Below are 20023 nucleotides of genomic sequence, written 5' to 3'. Positions count from 1 at the left end.
ACCGGCCCGCCCATGGACATCGATCTCGCTCGCACCTTTCTGGAAATCGTCCGTCACGGCAGCCTCGCCGCAGCCGCGCAGAAGCTGTTCGTCACGCAAACGGCAATCACCGCCCGGGTGCAGAAACTCGAAAGCCAGCTGGGTAGCACGCTATTTGTGCGCAACCGTGCAGGGGCGAAACTGACGCCCAATGGCGAGGCCTTTGTGGTCTACGCCAATCAACTGGTGCAGACCTGGGAAGCCGCACGCCGCGACCTGCCGCTGCCCGAGGGTTATCACAACGTGCTGCACATCGGCGGTGAAGTCAGCCTGTGCAACCCGTTGATGCTCAGTTGGGCGGCGGAGCTGCGCGAGAAGATTCCCGGGCATGCCCTGCGCATGGAAATCCGCGACGGCGAAAACCTCCTGCGCCAACTGGAACTTGGTGTGCTCGACGCCGCGCTGGTCTATCAACCGGAATACTGGCCGGGCTTGCAGGTCGAGCAAGTGCTGGAAGAAAAACTGATTCTGGTCCGCGCCCCCGACCGTCCCGATCCCTACGTCTACATCGACTGGGGCCCGGATTTCCGCCGCCAGCATGACGCCGCCCTGCCGGAAAAAGCCAAAGCGGCGCTGAGTTTCAACCTCGGCCCGCTGGCCTTGCAGTACATTCTCGAACATGGCGGCAGCGGCTACTTCCGTACCCGTGTCGTGCGCACTTACCTGGAAAGCGGTGCGCTTGAGGCGGTGACCAAAGCCCCGGAGTTCGGCTATCCGACCTACCTTGTCTACTCACGCGATCGCGATTCGGCGACGCTGCAGCAAGCCTTCCACCTGCTGCGCGAAGTGATCCGCACCGATGACGACTGGTCGCAACGCTGGAATCCATTGAGCTGATGCGGCGGCTTTGCTCCCGATCATGGCGCAAGTGACATTGAGGTGTGGCCTGCACAAACGGCCGGATCGGCTAATCTGCCGGGTATAACAACAATACCCGCAGGTGACGCAGTGAGGCAGACCACCGAGATCTTTCGCAGCCGCTACCGTGCGGCCATTCATCCGCTGTACAACCCGTGGCTGCACGGCACTTTCGTGCTGCTGTTCGGCGTGCTGGCCATCGCTGCGTTCTGGAGCGGCGTGCAGCAGGTCAGTCTCCTGGAGTGGCTGACGGTGCCATTGACCCTGCTGTTGTTCAATTTCGGCGTGTACAAGGTCCATCGCCATCTCGGCCACCACAAAAAGACCTTCGCGAAAATGTTCTACGCCCGGCATGCCGGCGATCATCACAGTTTCTTCACCCCCGGCCACATGACCTACGACAGCGCCCGTGACTGGCGGGTGATTCTGTTCCCCGCATGGCTGATCGTGCTGCACACACTGCTGATCACCCTGCCGTTGTGGTGGCTGATCGCACCGATAAACGCCAACGTTGCCGGGCTGTTTGGCGGGTGCATGGTCCTCGGTTATCTGACTTACGAAATATTCCACGCCTGCGAACACCTGCCGCCGCATAACCCGCTGACCCGCCTGCCGTGGATCCGCCAGATGCGCCGCTTGCACGAACTGCATCACCGTCGCGAACACATGCAGGAGCTCAATTTCAACATCGTTTTGCCGCTGATGGACTACCTGTTCGGCACCCTTTACTGGGAGCCGGAAACCACCCCTTTGAGCCATTCGAATATGCCCATGACCCGCCTGCAGCACCCGATCGATATCGCTGGTGAACCCATCGCCGTACTGGCCTACGCCGCCAGTGTCAGTCGCTGGCCGGAGTGGCACCCGTCGTCGCTGAAAATCGACGGCGCGCAAGGCCCGTTACATGCGGGGGCGCGCTTCGAAGAGGACATTCATGCTGGCGGGCGCGCGGGCCATTTGCGCTGGGAAGTCACCGAGTACCTGCCCGGCCGGCGCTGGTGCGCGCGGGCGCAAGGCGATCATGGCTTGTCGCTGTTGCTGACCTATGAATGCAGCGCTGAAGGCAGCGGCACGCGGTTTGTGCGCACACTGGATTATCGCTTCGACGGCCTGGGCATGCGCATCGCCAATCGCTTGCTGCTCAAACGGCGCATCGAGCGCGAATCTGCCGCGTCAATGCTGGCGCTGCGCGACATGGTCGCCCGCTACCTGGCCTCGGCGAGGGCCAGCGCGTGAAATTCAGACATCTGCTGTTGCTGCTGGTCCTTATCGTCATCGGGTTTTTATTGTTGATGCCCACCAAAGTCGAACCCGTGGCCTGGAAGCCACCGCCAGCGCCATCGCTGGAAGAAGGTCTCTACGCCGCGAACCAGAAACTCAAAGGCGCAGCGCAGGTCGGGCCGAGCGACATCGACGGGCCGGAAGCCCTGCTGCTGGAGAGTGACTTCCTGATCACCGGGCTGCACGACGGTCGACTGATCCGCAGCAGCCTCGACGGCCAGCAGCGCAAAGTACTCGCCGATACCGGTGGCCGCCCGCTGGGCCTGGCCCGGCATCCGAACGGCATGCTGGTGATCGCTGACGCGGTCAAGGGCTTGCTGTCCCTTGATGCGCAAGGTCAGCTGGTGCCTTTGACCACGGCGGCCAACGGTCTGGCGTTTGGTTTCACCGATGACGTGGCCATCGACAAGTCCGGGCATTACGCCTATTTCAGCGATGCTTCCAGCCGTTGGGGCTATGGGCATGACGGCGAGGCGATCATTGAGCATGGCGGCGACGGACGTCTGCTGCGCTATGACTTCCAGAGCGGTAAAACCAGTGTCCTGCTCGACAAGCTTGAGTTCGCCAACGGCGTGACCCTCGGCCCGGAAGACGCTTATGTGCTGGTCAACGAAACTGGCGCCTACCGCATCAGCCGTTATTGGCTGACCGGGCCGAAAGCCGGCACTCACGACCTGTTCATCGACAACTTGCCGGGGCTGCCGGACAACCTCGCATTCAATGGCAGCAATCGCTTCTGGGTGGCGTTGTATGCGCCGCGCAATGCACTACTCGACGGTACCGCCGGGCATCCGTTCGTGCGCAAGATGATCGTGCGGGCATTGACGGTGCTGCCGAAACCGGTGGAGAAGCGCGGGTTTGTGCTGGGCCTGGATCTGGAGGGCAAGGTGATTGCCAATTTGCAGGATGCGAGCAGTGGCAATTACTCGCCGATTACCACGGTGCGCGAGTATGGGCCGTGGTTGTATTTTGGCTCGCTGAAGGCGATGCATATGGCGCGGATGCCATTGGATGCGGCCCTGAAGTGAATCTGGCAACTTTGTGGTGAATGCGCTGACGCCTTCGCGAGCAGGCTCGCTCCCACAGTGGATTGTGTTGAGCACAAATGCTGTGGACAGCAAAGCACCCTGTGGGAGCGAGCCTGCTGGCGATGGCGGTCTGTCAGTTGCTGGACTTGTCGAACTTATCCGGATCTTCGTCTTCGGGAAGATCCTCGTCCGGCTCCTCAGGATTGGCCGTGGTATGCGCCGGGCTGTTCGGTTCGGGATGGGTGGGAACCGGGTCGAATGCGCCCTGCTCTTCACTGGGGAATTTCGGATCGTTCATAAGGCACCTCGCAATGAGTCGCTGATAGAAGACTCTGTAGTTTCGAGGTGCCGGTCGTGGCTGTCGTTCCCGTCAATCCGCAACCGTAGGTCGGCGGATCAACAGGGCTTCAGGTTCGCGCCTGTAATTGCTCGACGATCTTGTCTTTAACCTGCAGGCGTTTCTCTTTGAGTTTTTTCAGCGTGTCGTCGCTGGGCGCATCCGAGGTGGCAGTCTCGGCCTTGACCACCTCGGCGTCCGCCTGGGAGTACTTGTTGATCAGTGCGTCCAGATGTGGATCCGCGGTGCGTTTTTGCTGGATCTCTTCCTTTGTAAGCTTCAAGTCCTGTAACAGATCATGGGTCACCGGCATGGAACACCTCCGTCAGTTGATCGGCTGGCCAACGCGACCGATTGCGCGGGCCAGTTATCAGAATGGCCTCGGTTGGGCGCTTCTGTCGACCACCTGTCAGACCAGCGGTGTCCGTTCGTCGCCCTGTCGCAAATGCGATCAAACCTTTATTCGCCTTGCTGCCTCCATTGCTTAACACTAACAAAAACTGCGTGGAGATACACAATGGACGGATTCAACCTGCGGCATCTGGTTCTGGCTGTCGCTTTGAGCAGCGGCATGGGCAGCGCTTTCGCTGCGACTGACAATGACTTCGTCGACAACGCCGCAGCCGGTGGGATTGCCGAAATCGAAACCAGCCGTCTGGCCCTGGAAAAAAGCCAATCGGCTGACATCAAGGCGTTCGCCAACATGATGATCACCGATCACGGCAAGGCCAATGACGAACTGGCGAGCATTGCCAAGGCTAACGACATCGAAGTCCCGGACACCACGACCCTGGTCAAACAGGCCAAGGAAAAAATCCTCGAAGTGCGTGATGAGTCTTTCGACGCGGCGTACGCCAACAATCAGGTGAAGGCGCACGAAGAGACTATCGAGCTGTTCAAGAAACAAGCCAATACCGTGACCGATGACAAGGTCAAAGGCGCGACTGAACTGAAAGCGTTTGCGCAGAAAATGCTGCCGGGGCTGGAAAAACATCTGGCCGCCGCTAAAGAGCTGCAGGCCAAACATCCGAGCAAGTAACGGTCGTCACAAAAAAGGCCGCATCTCTAAGATGCGGCCTTGTCATATCTGCCGAAATCAACCGCCGTCCGTATCGATGTCCGCATCCGTCTCCTCTCCCGGTTTGGCCCGATCCGGTTTTGGCTCAAAGCCCGGACTGAACTCGTTGTCGTTATCGGTATTCTGGTTCTTCTGATCGACTGCCGGATCGGCGCTCTGAGCCTGTTCTTTCTCACCCTGCTGCTGCGTCGGCGCCGGTTGCCCCGGGACCTGCGGGTCGATCGCTGGATCATTGCGATTGATCGGTTCGCCAGATTGGCTCTGCTTCGTTTGCTCGTTCATGGCCACCTCGTTGGTCAAGTCACGCCCGACACACAACCGCCGGGTGTTAATGATTCGAAGCCTGCCCCGCGCCATCGTTCAAAACATCGCCGCAACCTTGATGGTGCCAGTCGGACCGCCGCAATTACCGGTTCAAGGCTCTGGCCAAAAACGGCGCAGTTTTGCTCTTCTTGCTCGCCGCTACCTTCTGCGGTGTGCCCGCAGCGACAATCCTGCCGCCCTGATCCCCCGCCCCCGGCCCGATATCGATCACCCAGTCACTCTGCGCCACCACGCGCATTTCGTGCTCGACCACAATCACCGTGTGCCCGGCCGTCACCAGCGTATCCAGTTGCTCCAGCAACCGGTCGACATCGCGCGGATGCAACCCGGTGGTTGGTTCATCCAGCACATACAAGGTCGCGCCACGCTGGTTGCGCTGCAACTCGGTAGCCAGTTTGATCCGCTGCGCTTCGCCGCCGGACAGCTCCGTGGCCGGCTGACCCAGGCGTAAATAACCGAGGCCGATATCGCGCAACACCTCCAATGAACGACGAATCCCCGGCTGCTCGGCAAACACCGTCACCGCTTCCTCGACGGTCAACTGCAGCACTTGGGCAATGCTCAAACCCTCCCAGAGAATCGCCAGCGTCTGCGGGTTGTAGCGCGCACCATGGCAAGTCGGGCACGGCGCATAGACGCTCGGCATGAACAACAACTCGACACTGACAAAGCCTTCACCCTCGCACGTGGCGCAACGGCCCTTGGCGACGTTGAAGGAAAATTGCCCGGCGTCGTAGCCGGCGGCCCGTGCCGCGTCGGTGGCAGCGTAGAGTTTGCGCACGTTGTCGAACAACCCGGTGTAGGTCGCCAGATTGGAACGTGGCGTGCGGCCGATGGGTTTCTGGTCGACCTGCACCAGCCGCTTGATCGACTCCAGCCCCGACGTGACCTGGCCGCTGCTGACCTGCGGCGCGTCGTCTTCGAGGCTGAGTTCTTCCGGCTCACTCTCTACCGTCGGACGCCCCAACTGCGCGCCGACCAGTTCCAGCAAGGCCTGACTGACCAGGCTCGACTTGCCCGAGCCGGACACGCCGGTCACCGAGGTGAAGCAGCCCAGCGGAAATTCGGCGCTGAGGTTATTGAGGTTGTTGCGGGTGATGCCATCGAGTTTCAGCCACGCCGTCGGTTTGCGCGCCGCGCGTGTCTGGCGCTGCGCTTCGGCAAACAGGTAGGCGCGAGTCTGCGACGCCGCGATCTCGGCCAGACCGGCGGGCGGGCCGCTGTACAGCACCTGCCCACCCTGCTCGCCCGCCGCCGGGCCGACATCGATCAGCCAGTCAGCGCGGCGCATGGTTTCCAGGTCGTGCTCGACCACAAACAGCGTATTGCCGTCAGCTTTCAAGCGCTGCAACGCCTCGAACAACGCCTCGCCATCGGCCGGGTGCAAACCGGCGGAGGGTTCGTCGAGCACGTAGATCACCCCGAACAATTGCGAGCCCAGTTGCGTCGCCAAGCGCAAGCGCTGCAACTCACCGGACGACAGCGTCGGCGTGCTGCGCTCCAGCGCCAGATAACCGAGGCCCAGATCGGTCAGGGTGCTGACCCGCTCCAGCAGATCTTCGGCGATGCGCTGCGCCGCCAGGCGTTTCTCCAGCGACAGGTTGGGCGTGTGGCGCACGTCCGGCGCGCTCGCGTGGCCGCTGGCGCCGTGGGCCACGCGCTGCTGGCGCGCTTCGCGGGTTTGCGCGTGGCTCAAGGTCTCACCGGTTTCTTCTGCGTGTTCGAGGTAACTGGCCGCTGCCACCGGCCGTAATACCTCGGCCACTTGCAACAACGGCATCTGCGACAGCTCGCCAATGTCGTACCCGGCAAATGTCACCGACAATGCTTCACGCTTCAGGCGTTTGCCGTCACACAACGGGCAAGGGCTACCGAGCATGAATTGCGATACGCGCTTCTTCATCAGCGCACTTTGCGAATGGGTAAACGTGTGCAGGATGTAGCGCCGGGCGCCGGTGAAGGTGCCCTGATAACTCGGCTCCATCTTGCGTTTGAGGGCGACGCGGGTTTCCTCCGGGGTCAGCCCGGCGTACACCGGCACGGTCGGGGTTTCTTCGGTGAAGAGAATCCAGTCACGCTGTTTTTTCGGTAGTTTTTTCCACGGGATGTCGACGTCGATACCCATGGTCACAAGGATGTCGCGCAGGTTCTGCCCCTGCCACGCCAGTGGCCAGGACGCCACCGCGCGCTGGCGGATGGTCAGGTTCGGGTCCGGCACCATCAGCGCCTCGGTGACTTCATACACCCGCCCCAGACCATGGCACTCCGGGCACGCGCCTTGCGGGGTGTTCGGCGAAAAGTCCTCGGCATACAACATCGGCTGCCCCGGTGGATAGCTGCCGGCGCGCGAATAAAGCATGCGGATCAGGCTCGACAGCGTGGTCACGCTGCCCACCGACGAGCGCGTACTCGGCGTGCCACGCTGCTGCTGCAGGGCCACGGCCGGCGGCAGGCCTTCGATGGAGTCGACATCCGGCACGCCGACCTGATCGATCAGCCGTCGCGCATACGGCGCCACGGATTCGAAGTAGCGGCGCTGGGCTTCGGCATACAAGGTCGAGAACGCCAGGGACGATTTGCCCGAACCGGACACCCCGGTGAACACCACCAAGGCATCGCGGGGGATGTCGACATCGACGTTTTTCAGGTTGTGTTCACGGGCGCCGCGTACCCGGACCATGCCGGCGGGCGCTTTGGAATTACGCTTGGAAGTCATTGGCGGGCCTTGTCTGGAAAGTTTCAATCTCCGTAATTGACGAGATTCTTGTGGCTAGTGAAACCTTTGTGGCGAGGGGATTTATCCCCGATCGGCTGCGCAGCAGTCGCCAATCCTGAGAATACGGTTCAGCTGGATAAATGCAGGGGAGCGCTTCGCACTCCGTCGGGGATAAATCCCCTCGCCACACGTTATTGGTGTACCCAGTCAGGCACCCAGCACCACCCGGATCATCTGCAACATGGCTTCCGGGCTGTACGGTTTGCCGAGCAAGTGCGTGTCGGGACTTAACTGGTGATTGCGTGAAATGATGTCGCGGGTGTGCCCGGAGGTAAACAGCACCGCCACCGGCGGCGTCTGTACTTTGGCCCAGGCGAACAGGTCGGAGCTTTTGATCAGCCCCGGCATGACCACGTCAGTGAAGATCAGGTCCACCTCGACACCTTCGAGCAACATTTGCATGGCCGCATCGCCATGGCCGGCGGTCAATACGCGATAGCCCTCCTCGCGCAACAACTCGACTGCCGAGGCACGCACCGCGTCGTTGTCCTCGACCACCAGAATCGTTTCGTGGCCGCCGCTCTGCTGCCTTTGCAGATTGGGCGCCTCATCAAGGATCGGCCGCAGACTGCGCGGGAAGTACAGCTGCACCCGCGTGCCTTCACCGAGGGCACTGGTGATTTCGACATGCCCGCCGCTCTGCTTGACGAAGCCAAACACCATGCTCAGGCCCAGCCCGGTGCCCTGGCCGTCGGCCTTGGTGGTGAAGAACGGCTCAAACACTTGCTCGAGAATCTCTGGCGGGATGCCGGCGCCGGAGTCACTCACCGCGACGCGGACAAACTCGCCGGGAACGATGCCTTTGCCGGCACAGAACTCGCGCTCGAGCCGCACATTGGCAGCGCTGAGCGCAATGGTGCCCTCGCCCTTCATCGCATCACGGGCGTTGATCGCCAGGTTGAGAATGGCGTTTTCCAACTGGTTGCGATCAACGTTGATGTGCCACGGTTGTTGCGGCAACTGCACGTCGATCTGAATGGTTTCACCCAGCGCTCGCTGCAGTAATTCGCCGAGGCCTTCAAAGATCTGCCGCGGGTTGCATACCGCCGGCGACAACGGCTGACGCCGGGCAAACGCGAGCAGTTGCGAGGACAGCTTGGCCCCGCGCTCGACCGCCGCCAGCGAGGCGCTGACACGCCGCTGCACGTTGGCGTTGTCCGGCTCGTGGCGCGCGAGCAGATGCAGATTGCCGGCGATCACTTGTAGCAGATTATTGAAGTCGTGAGCGACGCCACCGGTCAAACCGCCAATGGCTTCGAGCTTCTGTGATTGGCGCAACTGCTCTTCCGCCGCCAGCCGCGCCTCGACTTCTTCGCCCACGCGCTGTTCGAGATTGCGGGTAAATTTGAGCAGGGATTCTTCGGCAATCTTGCGTTCATGGATGTCGATCAGTACGCCGGGAAAGCGCAACGGCGCACCCTGTTCGTCGAACTCACAGGCGCCACTGGCCAGCACCCAGGAATAACTGCCGTCACTGCGCCGCACGCGATATTCGGCGTTATACGGCTCACCGGTCTGCACCGAATGGACGATCCGCTCCTGCACCCAGGCTGCATCATCGGGGTGGATGCGCGATTCGGCGATGTCCTGAGGCAGGTCGCTCAAGTTCTGATCCGGCGGATACGAAAACGTGCGGGCGAATCGCTCATCCGCCGACAGCGTGTTGTTTTTCACGTCCCAGACAAACGAACCGAGCAAGGCCCCGGCATTCAGCGCCAGACGCACCCGTTCATTGTCAGCGCGGTAAGCACTTTCAGCTTCCTGACGCCGGCGTTCGGAATGTATGAATTCGGTGGTTTCCACCACCATCGCCATGACCCCGGCCGGCTTGCCGTCATCATTGGCCACCGGGCTGTAATAGAGATCCATCCAGACGTCTTCGGGGACGCCGTCGCGCAACAGCACCAGTTCTTTATTGCGAAACGACAAGGTGCCGCCCGCCAGGCAGGTATCGACCACGTGCCGGTTGAAATCGGCGACCTCTGGCCAACCTAACTCAACCGGCGAACCGAGCAGATACGGGTGGCGACCACCGGCAAATTTCGAATAGGCGTCGTTGTAGATCATGTACCCGGCGTAGCCCCAAAGCATGACCATCGGCAGCGGCGATGCCAGCATCAGTTGCACCGCGCTGCACAGGCTGGCCGGCCAGCTATTGAGCGGACCGAGTTCGGTGTGGCTCCAGTCGAACGCGCTGATGCGCCCGGCCATTTCGCCTTTCCAGCCCTCACAACCATGGCTATCGGATAAAAACTGCATCGACTGACTCAGTGTCCTTTGGTGATTGCCCGATAAATCGCGATGCCATAACGACGCGACGCCCGTCTGTTTCGAGCGCCTCCAGTCGCATTGGTTTCATATGATATATAGCCGATTTCATCCCTGTCCGGGGCTAGACCCCGATCAGGTGCTTGAGCGGATGGTAGCCAGTTTTCATCTTCGCGGCGACGTCGAGAATGGCCTTCTCGATGCCGTTGAGATGCATGCAGGTCAGCTCGATGGCGGCGCTCTGATTACCGGCCTCGATGTATTCGATCAGGCGCAGGTGTTCGTCGTCACGGCAGACTTCATGGCTGTCGTCATCCAGCGCCGCAGCGTACAGCGAGGCGCGGGAGATCAGCTTCTGGAACCAGTCGAGCAGTACAGGGTTATTGAGGCTGCGCGCCAGTTTGATGTGAAACTCGCCGAGCAGATGGATCAGCCGTTCGTGATCGCCCGCTGCGTGGGCTTCATCTTCCAGCAGCAGGTGTTCGCGCAAATCCTGCATTGCCGCACTGTCCTTGCGCCGGCACAGTTCGGTGACGATGCCGATCTCGATCAGCCGGCGGGTTTCGAACAGCGAACGCAGCTCTTCATTGCTCGGCAGCGACACCGATGCCCCTTTATTCGGCTCGGTGGTGACCAGTCCATCGGCTTCCAATTGCTTCAATGCCGCGCGCACCGACGTGCGGCTGACATTGAATAACTCGGCCAGCGAGGCCTCGCCCAACTTCATCCCCGGGCGTAACGAACGCTTGCTGATCGCCTGGTAAACCCCTTGGTAGACGCGGTCGACCGTGGTTTCCAGTTTCTTTTCGGTCATTCGAATGCTCCTTCAGCATCGGGCAACCAGCCCCTGGCGATACCTGGCCATGGAAAAGGGCGGCAGACGCAGAGTAATCCGGGCATGTCCAAATTGCATTCATAGATTGCATACCGGCAGATGATGGCGCTGAACATCGGCCAGTCGCGGGAGGGCTTTTTTGCCGAGGTGTTGAGGGCGCATGTGCGCGATGAGGGGGGCGATCCGCAGACGCTGTACATTGATCAATCGGGGCCGCGTGGACGGAAACAACGGAGGATGGCGAGCGGTTTTGGCCTACAGCCCAATGAAACGATCCTGCGAGAGTCTGTGGCGAGGGAGCTTGCTCCCGCTCGGCTGCGCAGCAGTGGTAAAACCAAACGACGCGGAGAATCAGATTCATCGCGACGTTGGGTTTTGGGGCCGCTTCGCAGCCCGGCGGGAGCAAGCTACCTCACCACAGATCGCATCCGATAGGCATGGCCCTGTGGGATCTGCCGAAAGCTGCGATCTTTTGATCTATCAGTCAGTGCCGTACTTCGGCGAACGCGGACCGTACAGCAAACCCGCCGGATGCCCGGCCGACAGCAGACGATTGCTCGCCACGCCGGCAATCGGGTAGCCGGCATCGGTGGAGCTGTTGATGATCTGCTTCACCGCCGCCGTGATCAGCATGCCGATCAGACCACCACCACCGTTGTTGCCACCCTCTTCGCTCGACGCCCGAGCCGTACCGGTCCACAGCGTGGTGCCGCTTTTCAGGTCGACCAGTCTGGCCGTCGCAGTCACAGCCGTTTCGCTGCTGATCACCATGTAACGCGTGCCGTATTCGGTGACGGTGATGTACAGCGCGGCGTCCGCACCGAAGATTTCCTTCAGTTTGTTTGGCGGAGCCTGATGGATGTCATCCGGCGTGGTCAGGCCGTTCTGGCGGAACGTCTCGTCAACCAGCGTAATCGGCAGCACGTAGTAACCGGCCTCGGCCAGGGGGAACGTCACCTGCGACAACAGGCTGTACGACGCCTTCACATCCGGCGAGGTGTTCAGCGGCGGCAGCACCAGAATGGTCTTCGGCCGCGCCTGTTTGTAGGCCGAGTAGTCCACGGTCTTGGGCGCGACGCAGCCACCCAGCACGGTCAGGGCCAGACCGGCGGCGAGCAGTTTCAAGGTACGCGCGATCATTTCGCGTCTCCGCTCTTGGCGTTCTTGAGCAGGAAGTCCATGTATGTACCGGACTCGGGAAACAGCGTTTTTTCGGTGTTGAACTGCTGCACCATCTGATCGTCCTTGCCCATGCTCAGGTAGAGCAAGCCAAGGTGCGCGTGGTAGCCCGGCGGTACAGCCTTGCCGGTGGAGCGGATTTTCTGCAGGTCACGTTCCAGTGCTTCGGCCTGGGCTTCCTTCGGCTCTTCGCCTTTGAAGTATTCGTAGACCTGGGGCTCGTAGCCTTCCCACTGATACAGGGTTTTCGGGCTGCTGCAACCGGCCAGCAAGGCACTGGCGGCCAGCGTCAGCGCCATCAACGAGCGCGACAAATTCAGAGTCATGGGGTGTTGCTCCTTGCAATGGGCGTCGATCAGTTGCCCGGCTTCCAGGCACCGGCGTTCATGCCATCAACCAGACGATTGATCGCCTCGCGCATGGCCAGATCCAGTACTTTGCCGTTGAGGGTAGAGTCATAGGCAGCGGTGCCGCCGAAACCGATGATTTCACGGTTGGACAAGGCATATTCGCCGGCGCCCTGAGTCGAATAGACCACTTCGGAGGTGCTGATATTGACGATGTTCAGGTTGACCTTGGCGTAGGCCACTTGAGTCTTGCCACGGCCAAGAATGCCAAACAACTGGTGATCGCCGGTCTCTTTGCGGCCGAACTCGGTGACGTCGCCGGTCACTACGTAATCAGCACCTTTCAGACGCTGGGCCTGGCCCTTGATTGCGGCTTCCTGCTGGATTTCGCCCATGTTGTCGCGATCCAGCACGCTAAAGCGGTTGGTCTGCTGCAAGTGAGTGATGAGGATGGTCTTGGCCTGACCGCCGAGACGGTCGACGCCGTCGGAGAAGATCCCGCGCATATAGCTGGAGCGGTTGTCGAACTTGCCCACGGCCATTGGTACACGAACGCCCGTCCAGACTTGTGTGGCGCTTTCAACCTTGGCTACCGGCAGCGCGCGGGAGCTTTCGGTGGCGCAACCGGCGAGTGTGCCGGCAATTGTGCCGAGCACCGCAATCGCAACGCCTGAGACCAGCATCCGGGAGATCATTCTCACTGAGTATTCCTTTTGAAAAACGGGGATGTCCCGGCACGGCAAAGCGCTCGGGAGCTGAAAAGGGCCGGCATTATGACAAAGTGCCATCATTCACGACAGACTTTTTTGACGCCAATGAATTGGCTTGGCTCAGCACACAAAAATCCCGTGTGGGAGCGAGCCTGCTCGCTCCCACAGAGGGGTTGTGTTTGGTTTGGGAAGAAAGGATCAGTGGAAATCGCGGCTCTGCACGCGGATGCCGTTGAGCAGCGGGCTGAGGTCGCTCAGGCGGCCGGCGATCAGGTGGCGCACTTCGCCTTCGCGCTCCCAGCGGCCGTCGACTTTCAGCAGTTGCGAGCCCACCAGCACTTGCCGCTGACGCTCGGCCAGATCCCGCCAGACCACCACGTTGACGTTGCCGAACTCGTCTTCCAGGGTGACGAAGGTCACGCCACTGGCGGTGCCCGGTCGTTGCCGTCCCGTCACCAGCCCGGCGACGCTCACCGGTCGACCGTGTTCGACCTCAAGCAACTCCTGCGAACTGCGACAGCGCCGGGCTTTGAGTTCGCCGCGCAACAGCGCCAGCGGATGCGGCCCCAACGTGGTGCCGACGGTGCTGTAATCGGCATGCAGATCCTCACCAACACTGGGTTTGGGCAGCAGCACCTCCGGCTCCTCCTGACTCGGCAACCCGGCAAACAGGCCCAGCTGTTTCTGCACCCCGGCGACTTCCCAGCGCGCCCGATGCCGATGCCCGGCCAGACCACGCAACGCCCCGGAGTCAGCGAGTAACGCCTGCGCCCGGCTGTCGAGGGCTGCCCGCTCGCCCAGGTCGGCGACATCGGCAAAGGCCCCGCGCGTCCGCGCCGTTTCGATACGCCGGGCATCGTCCTCGCGAAAGCCCTTGATCATCCGCAGGCCCATGCGGATCGCCGGTTGCGCCGTCGTGGTGGTTTCCAGGCTGCAATCCCAGTCACTGGCGCGCACGTCGACCGGGCGGACCTGCAACTGATGTCGGCGCGCGTCCTGGAGAATCTGGTCGGGACTGTAGAAACCCATCGGCCAGCTATTGATCAACGCACAGGCGAACGCCGCCGGTTCGTGGCACTTGAGCCAGCAACTGGCGTAAGTCAACAAGGCAAAACTGGCGGCGTGGGATTCGGGGAAGCCGTAGCTGCCGAAGCCTTTGATCTGTTCGAAAATCTGTGCGGCGAACTCCGGCGTGTAGCCGTTTTTCTTCATGCCGGCGGCGAGGCGTTCCTTGTGCGGCTCCAGTCCGCCGTGGCGTTTCCATGCGGCCATCGAGCGACGCAACTGATCAGCCTCGCCGGGGCTGTAATCGGCGGCGACGATAGCGATCTGCATCACTTGTTCCTGAAACAGTGGCACGCCGAGGGTTCTTTCCAGAACGACCTTGAGTTCTGGCGACGGGTAGGTTTCCTCTTCCTCTTTGTTTCGGCGGCGCAGATACGGATGCACCATCCCGCCCTGAATCGGCCCCGGGCGAACGATGGCCACTTCAATCACCAGATCGTAGAACTTCGCCGGTTTCAGGCGCGGCAGCATCGACATCTGCGCCCGCGACTCGATCTGAAACACGCCGATGGTGTCGGCGCGGCTGATCATGTCGTAGGTCGGTTTGTCTTCGGCCGGAATCGTCGCCAGGCTCAGGTCCAGATTGCGATGGCGGCGCAGCAGATCGAAGCAGCGACGGATGGCACTGAGCATGCCGAGGGCGAGGATATCCACCTTGAGCAGGCCGACTGCATCGAGGTCATCCTTGTCCCACTGAATGATCGTGCGCTCGGCCATCGCGGCGTTCTCCACCGGCACCAGCGTGTCCAGCGGCTGCTCGGAAATCACAAAACCGCCGGGGTGCTGCGACAGGTGCCGGGGGAAGCCGATCAACTGCCCGGTCAGGCTCAGCACCCGGCGCAGCAGCGGGCTGTCCGGGTCGAAACCGCCTTCGAGCAAACGCGCGACCGGCGGCGTTTCATCGCTCCAGTGGCCGCAACAATCGGCCAGTGCGTTGATCTGATCAGGCGGCAGGCCCAAGGCCTTGGCCACATCGCGCACCGCGCCGGCAGCGTGGTAAGTGCTGACCACCGCCGTCAGCGCCGCGCGACCACGGCCGTAACGGCGAAACACATATTGCAGGACTTCTTCGCGGCGTTCGTGCTCGAAGTCGACGTCAATGTCCGGCGGCTCGTTGCGCTCCTTGGACATAAAGCGTTCGAACAGCAGCGTGGTGCGATCCGGGTCGATTTCGGTGATGCCCAAGGCAAAGCACACCGCCGAATTGGCCGCAGAGCCACGGCCCTGGCACAGAATCCTCTGCTCGCGGGCGAAGTGCACCACGTCATGCACGGTGAGGAAATAGCTTTCATAGCCGAGTTCGGCAATCAGTTGCAGTTCATCGTCGATCTGTTTGAGCACTTTGGCTTGCGGACCTTTCGGCCAGCGCCAGGCGATGCCTTGTTCAGTCAGATGGCGCAACCAGGAACTGGCGCTGTGCCCCTCCGGCACCAGCTCTTTGGGGTATTGATAACGCAACTCGCCCAGATCAAACGTGCAGCGTCGGGCCAGACTTACCGACTCGTCGAGCAAGGCCTGCGGATACAACTCGCGCAACACCTCGACACTGCGCAAATGCCGTTCGCCATTGGGATGCAGGCGTAATCCCGCCTCGGCCACCGGGACGTGATGCCGGATCGCGGTCATGGTGTCCTGCAAGGCACGCCGGCCACGGGCGTGCATGTGCACATCGCCGCTGGCTACCGGCGGAATCTGCAACTCGGCGGCCAGCCCCAACAACGCCGCCAGCCGCTGCTGATCGTCCTGCCCGCGATGCAACTGCACCGCCAGCCACAGACGCTCACCGAAGGTCTGCTGCAGCCAACGCCCCTCTTCCACCTGATCCAGCGAATCCGGCACCCACAACACCAGCAACCCCGGCAACGGTTCGGCGAAGTCTTCGCGCAACACCTGATACTGGCCTTTCTGCGTGCGTCGCCGAGCACGGGTGATCAGACCGCACAGCGCCTGATAACCCGCCAGATTTTCCACCAGCAGCACCAGTTTCGGGCCGTTTTCGATACGTACTTCGCTGCCGATGACCAGCGGCAGCTCAACCGCTTTCGCCGCTTGCCAGGCCCGAACGATCCCGGCCAGCGTGCATTCATCGGTGATCGCCAGTGCCTGATAGCCGTGCTTTTTTGCACGCTGAAACAGTTCCAGCGCACTGGACGCACCGCGCTGAAAACTGAAGTTCGACAGGCAGTGCAGTTCGGCATAACCGTCGTTCATGCAAACCAGCCCTGCAGCCACAGCGGACCGTCCTCACCCACCGCCCGATAAGCCCAGCCTTGCTGACCAGCGCGGTTCTGGATCAGGTAATAATCGCGGCGCACATCGTCACCGTCCCACCAGCCGGATTCGATACGTTCCGGGCCCATGAGAATTCGCGCCGAACCTTCTGCCACGCTTTGCGGCTCACCGAGCAACCAGCCCGGGCGATGCACATTCGGCAAGCCTGCGCAGCGTTGTTTGTCGACGCCGTGCTGCCACGCGCACTCCGGGCGATGATCAGCCTGAAAACGCAAGCCCTGCACCGCGTCATCGCCCAAGCGTGCACGCAGGCGTTCGCGCAACTGCTCCCACGGCAAGGTCTGCTGCGGACGGTCGTCGAACAACTCCTGAAACTGCGGCACGAAACTCGGCAGGTCCTCGGCGCGCAGACGAAAGCCGCGCACGGGCGCCTCGACTTGCACCTGTTCCAGCCGGCCACGCGCCAGCTCGAAGAGCATCGCCGGATCACGTTCGGCGCTGAGCAGGCCGACTTTGATGATGCTGTCCGGCAGCCCGGCGTGCTCCAGGTGCAGATCGAAACGTTGCACGCCGCTGTCACGCCCGCAGAGGAACGCCGACAAGTCACCGGTCAAACGGCGTAACGGGAACAGCAACGCCTGATGGGATTGCACGTCAAAGTTGAGTTCGATGCGCACGTCGAAACGATCCGGCGGCAGGTAAAACGCCAGCGCCAGCGGCCGCGCACCGAACAAGGTGTCGAGGTGCTTGAGCATCTGCGCTTCGAAGCGCCGGGCCAGCGCCTGACGCGGCAGGCTCTGCACCTGACTGAGATTGCGCAGGCCCATGCGCGACAACGCCGTGGCCACTGCGGGTTCCAGACCGACACGGTCGACCGGCAACTGACCGAGGTGATGCTGCAAGGCCTCGCCGTCCGGCACCACCAAGCCATCGTAAGCATTGGCCAGCACCCGCGCCGCCACCGGATTCGGGGCAGCGACGATGCGATGGCGGAAGCCCAGATCGGTCAGCTCCTGGCGCAGTCGTGCTTCGAACTGCGCCCACGAACCGAACAGGCCAAGGCTCGACTCGATCTCGAACACTACGGTGCGCGGATAGTGCACGCTGACCTGCGCGCTAAACCGGTAGGCCCACGCGGCGAGAAACTGCTGCCAGTGCTCGACCTCGGCGGCCTCGTAATCGGCGGTGACAAAACCTTTGCTCATCGCTTGGGCGGCGGTCATCGACTGGCCGGGACGCAAACCGAGTTTGCGCGCCGCCGGGTTGACTGCTTGCAGGACCCGGCGCTGGGCCGGGCCGTTGAGCAGCACCAACGGCTCATCGGGGTCGGGCCGCTGACGCAGCACGGCGTCGAGGGCCAATTGCGGAAACAGAATACACACCCAGCGCATGACGACCTCAGTGACCCACGGCAAAGGCGATCGGTGCCGTACGCGCCAGCCCACCCCGGCACTTGAGCACGCGTAACTGCGCGGGTTTGGCGTCGATGGCGATGCGCAGCGCCGCCGGTGACGGGTTGATCGCTTCGCTCAAGGGGCGCCAGGCAAACGCCAGGGTCTGGCCGGTTTCTGCAGCTACCTGCAAACGGCGCAAGGCACGGTCATCGGCCTTGTGCGGCCAGCACAGCACCGCGCCGCAACTGCCCGAACGCAAACACTGTTCCGCCGCCCACAAGGCATCGCGGTCGCTGGCCTGGATCACCGACAACTGACGCAGATCGACCCCGGCGTTTGCCCACGCCTGCGGATACGGCACAAACGGCGGCGCCACCAGCACGATGCGCTCGCCCGCCGCCGACAACCGCGCCAGCGTCGGCCAGACCAGTTGCAGTTCGCCGACACCGGGACCGGCCAGGAGAATTTCGCTCAGCGCCGCCTCCGGCCAGCCACCGCTGGGCAGTGCCGCGTCCAGCGCGGTGTGCCCGGTCGGTTGCGGGCTGGCGGCCGGTGGCGCAGGCCGGCCTTTCCAGACCTGGCCGCCATTGAACAGCGTATCCAACGCAACGACGGCGCCCATCAGCCTTGCCTCACCAGACCGCAGAACACCCCTTCGATGGCCAGATCCTGATCGTCGCGCACGACAATCGGCTGGTACGCCGGGTTGCGCGGCAACAGTCGCACTTCATCGCCCAGCCGTTCGAAGCGTTTGATGGTGACTTCACCGTCGAGCCGCGCCACGACAATCTGGCCGTTGAACGCCTCGGGATTGCGCTTCACGCCGACCAGATCGCCGTCGAGAATGCCGTCCTCGATCATCGAATCGCCCTGCACCCGCAGCATGTAGTCAGGTGGGCGGGAGAACAGCGCCGGGTCGAGCAGCAAGCGGCTATGGATGTCGGCATCGGCGCCAATCGGCGCACCGGCAGCGACGCGGCCGAGCACGGGAATGTCGAGCAATTCCGGACGCGCCGGTTGCCCGAGCAGGCGAATGCCCCGGGCCTGATGCGGATTGACCTCGATAAACCCGGCTTCGGTGAGCGCGAGCACGTGCTTGCGCGCCACGCTGCGCGAGGCAAAACCAAAAGCCTCGCTGATTTCAGCGAGGCTTGGAGGCTGACCGTGTTCGGCGATGCGTTCGCGAATAAAAGTCAGGATGGCGGTACGGCGGGGAGTCAGGTTCGTCATGGAGTACATTTGTACTCCTGTAGGATTTTCCTGACAAGCGCCGCCAGTCGGCCTAGGCCGACGTAGGAGCTGCCGAAGGCTGCTCCTGCATTAGCTCAGGCCTCTCGAGGCCAGAAATGCGGCGATGTAATCGATAAAGGCGACGACCTTGGCCGTGGCCCGCCGGTGGCTCGGGTACACCGCGAGAATGTGCGGGCCGAAGGTGTCCGGATCGATGTCGTAATCAGCCATAACCCGCATCAATCGCCCGTCGGCAATGTACGGCGCGGCGCTCCACAGCGGCGTGTGCAGCAAACCGCGCCCGGCCAAAGCACTGGCCAACAACAAATCGTAATTATCGCTGCGCAACAGCGGATTCGCCGGTTGCGCGAGGCTCAAGCGCTGCCCATCGCGCTCGGCCCACCAGAATTCGCGGCTGAGCAACGGGTGCTGATAAAGCAGCCATTCATGCTGTTCAAGGGTTTGCGGAGTCACCGGCAAACCCTTGCGCGCCAGATATTCGGGGCTGCCGCACAGGGCCAGACGATTGCTGCCGACCACCCGTGCAATCAGCCCCGGCAAATCATCGTGGCCCTCACGCAGCGCCAGGTCGTAACCACTTTCCAGCAGGTTGACGAACGCATCGCACAAATCCACTTGCAGGCTGATCTGCGGGTATTGCTGCAAAAAGCCGTCACACACCTGATCGAGAAACGCCCGCCCGTACGCCAGCGGCGCGGTGATTTTCAGATTGCCGCGCAAACCGTGCTGCAACTGCTCGATTTCTTCACTGGCCTCGTCGAGCCGCTGCAACACCAGCCGTGCGGTTTCCAGGTACACCCGGCCGATTTCGGTGAGCAGAATCCGCCGCGTGCTGCGTTCGAACAGGCGCGCGCCCAGCTCCGATTCCAGGTGATTGACCGCTTTGGTCAGTGCCGAAGGCGTTTTGCCCAACTGTTCGGCGGCGCGGCTGAAACTGCCGAGCTGCGCGGTGACCACGAACATTTTCAATGCACCCAACTTGTCCATGCTTTTTCCATTCAGGCAAAAACGTTTTTCGTGA

General features: G+C 61.9%; 18 protein-coding genes and 1 pseudogene. 5 read left to right on the top strand and 14 right to left on the bottom strand.

The window, feature by feature from the left end; translation table 11 throughout:
- Positions 1-12: 12 nt before the first annotated feature.
- From BK670_RS06450 to BK670_RS06440, 3 genes are all read left to right on the top strand, one after another.
- On the top strand, positions 13-876 hold the full coding sequence (locus BK670_RS06450; RefSeq protein ID WP_007912548.1) for a LysR family transcriptional regulator: 864 nt from the start codon (positions 13-15) through the stop codon (positions 874-876).
- A 111-nt stretch (positions 877-987) separates the two neighbouring features.
- A complete protein-coding gene (locus tag BK670_RS06445; protein ID WP_123449084.1) occupies positions 988-2133 on the top strand; it encodes a sterol desaturase/SRPBCC family protein in 1146 nt (381 codons plus the stop codon).
- Positions 2130-3206 (top strand): SMP-30/gluconolactonase/LRE family protein, encoded by a 1077-nt coding sequence (locus BK670_RS06440; protein ID WP_123449083.1) that lies wholly within the window; start codon positions 2130-2132, stop codon positions 3204-3206. Before BK670_RS06445 ends, BK670_RS06440 begins: the two co-directional genes overlap by 4 nt.
- A gap of 133 nt (positions 3207-3339) precedes the next feature.
- Here the strand turns inward: BK670_RS06440 and BK670_RS29580 are convergent, their stop codons facing one another.
- Complete coding sequence (locus tag BK670_RS29580) at positions 3340-3504, bottom strand: hypothetical protein (protein ID WP_007912545.1); 165 nt, start codon at positions 3502-3504, stop codon at positions 3340-3342.
- Positions 3505-3613: 109 nt separating this feature from the next.
- Positions 3614-3856 (bottom strand): HP1242/YdcH family protein, encoded by a 243-nt coding sequence (locus BK670_RS06435; RefSeq protein ID WP_016983385.1) that lies wholly within the window; start codon positions 3854-3856, stop codon positions 3614-3616.
- Positions 3857-4060: 204 nt separating this feature from the next.
- Here BK670_RS06435 and BK670_RS06430 point away from each other — a divergent pair, with 204 nt between their 5' ends.
- Positions 4061-4582: a DUF4142 domain-containing protein gene (locus BK670_RS06430; protein WP_095120997.1), complete on the top strand. Its 522-nt coding sequence runs from the start codon at positions 4061-4063 to the stop codon at positions 4580-4582.
- Between the two features lie 57 nt (positions 4583-4639).
- On the opposite strand, the gene BK670_RS06425 is transcribed toward BK670_RS06430, so the two are convergent.
- The 4 genes from BK670_RS06425 to BK670_RS06410 form a co-directional block, all read right to left on the bottom strand.
- Complete coding sequence (locus BK670_RS06425; RefSeq protein WP_123449082.1) at positions 4640-4903, bottom strand: hypothetical protein; 264 nt, start codon at positions 4901-4903, stop codon at positions 4640-4642.
- Positions 4904-5027: 124 nt separating this feature from the next.
- Entirely contained in the window at positions 5028-7661 is a 2634-nt protein-coding gene (locus BK670_RS06420) for an excinuclease ABC subunit UvrA (RefSeq protein ID WP_123449081.1), read from the bottom strand.
- Between the two features lie 207 nt (positions 7662-7868).
- Positions 7869-9980 carry a hybrid sensor histidine kinase/response regulator gene (locus BK670_RS06415; RefSeq protein WP_123449080.1) on the bottom strand — a complete coding sequence of 704 codons (2112 nt, stop codon included), beginning with the start codon at positions 9978-9980 and terminating at the stop codon, positions 7869-7871.
- A gap of 133 nt (positions 9981-10113) precedes the next feature.
- Positions 10114-10803 (bottom strand): GntR family transcriptional regulator, encoded by a 690-nt coding sequence (locus BK670_RS06410; RefSeq protein ID WP_123449079.1) that lies wholly within the window; start codon positions 10801-10803, stop codon positions 10114-10116.
- A gap of 114 nt (positions 10804-10917) precedes the next feature.
- Here BK670_RS06410 and BK670_RS29825 point away from each other — a divergent pair.
- Positions 10918-11093: pseudogene (locus BK670_RS29825) on the top strand (flavin reductase family protein); the annotation flags it as partial.
- Between the two features lie 211 nt (positions 11094-11304).
- Here BK670_RS29825 and BK670_RS06400 read toward each other — a convergent pair.
- The 8 genes from BK670_RS06400 to BK670_RS06365 all read right to left on the bottom strand — a co-directional run bounded on the left by BK670_RS06400 (position 11305) and on the right by BK670_RS06365 (position 19989).
- Positions 11305-11964, bottom strand: coding sequence for a DUF799 domain-containing protein (locus BK670_RS06400; RefSeq protein ID WP_123449078.1), 660 nt, complete (start codon positions 11962-11964; stop codon positions 11305-11307).
- Complete coding sequence (locus BK670_RS06395; protein WP_123449077.1) at positions 11961-12329, bottom strand: DUF4810 domain-containing protein; 369 nt, start codon at positions 12327-12329, stop codon at positions 11961-11963. Before BK670_RS06395 ends, BK670_RS06400 begins: the two co-directional genes overlap by 4 nt.
- 29 nt (positions 12330-12358) lie before the next feature.
- Positions 12359-13045: a CsgG/HfaB family protein gene (locus tag BK670_RS06390; RefSeq protein WP_161986630.1), complete on the bottom strand. Its 687-nt coding sequence runs from the start codon at positions 13043-13045 to the stop codon at positions 12359-12361.
- A gap of 213 nt (positions 13046-13258) precedes the next feature.
- On the bottom strand, positions 13259-16336 hold the full coding sequence (locus BK670_RS06385) for an error-prone DNA polymerase (RefSeq protein ID WP_123449076.1): 3078 nt from the start codon (positions 16334-16336) through the stop codon (positions 13259-13261).
- The gene (locus tag BK670_RS06380) at positions 16333-17748 is read right to left on the bottom strand and encodes a Y-family DNA polymerase (protein WP_123449075.1); all 1416 of its coding nucleotides are present in this window, start codon (positions 17746-17748) and stop codon (positions 16333-16335) included. Before BK670_RS06380 ends, BK670_RS06385 begins: the two co-directional genes overlap by 4 nt.
- Before the next feature lie 7 nt (positions 17749-17755).
- Positions 17756-18373 (bottom strand): translesion DNA synthesis-associated protein ImuA, encoded by a 618-nt coding sequence (gene imuA / locus BK670_RS06375; protein ID WP_123449074.1) that lies wholly within the window; start codon positions 18371-18373, stop codon positions 17756-17758.
- Positions 18373-18990, bottom strand: a complete 618-nt coding sequence (gene lexA, locus BK670_RS06370; protein WP_123449073.1) for a transcriptional repressor LexA — start codon at positions 18988-18990, stop codon at positions 18373-18375. Before lexA ends, imuA begins: the two co-directional genes overlap by 1 nt.
- A gap of 81 nt (positions 18991-19071) precedes the next feature.
- Positions 19072-19989 (bottom strand): LysR family transcriptional regulator, encoded by a 918-nt coding sequence (locus BK670_RS06365; RefSeq protein ID WP_123449072.1) that lies wholly within the window; start codon positions 19987-19989, stop codon positions 19072-19074.
- Positions 19990-20023 lie beyond the last annotated feature (34 nt).

Origin of the sequence: Pseudomonas fluorescens, from assembly GCF_003732425.1 — a bacterium.
GTDB lineage: Bacteria > Pseudomonadota > Gammaproteobacteria > Pseudomonadales > Pseudomonadaceae > Aquipseudomonas > Aquipseudomonas fluorescens_BE.
Note: the sequence above shows the minus strand (reverse complement) of the source record. Positions and strands in the feature narration are given on the sequence as shown.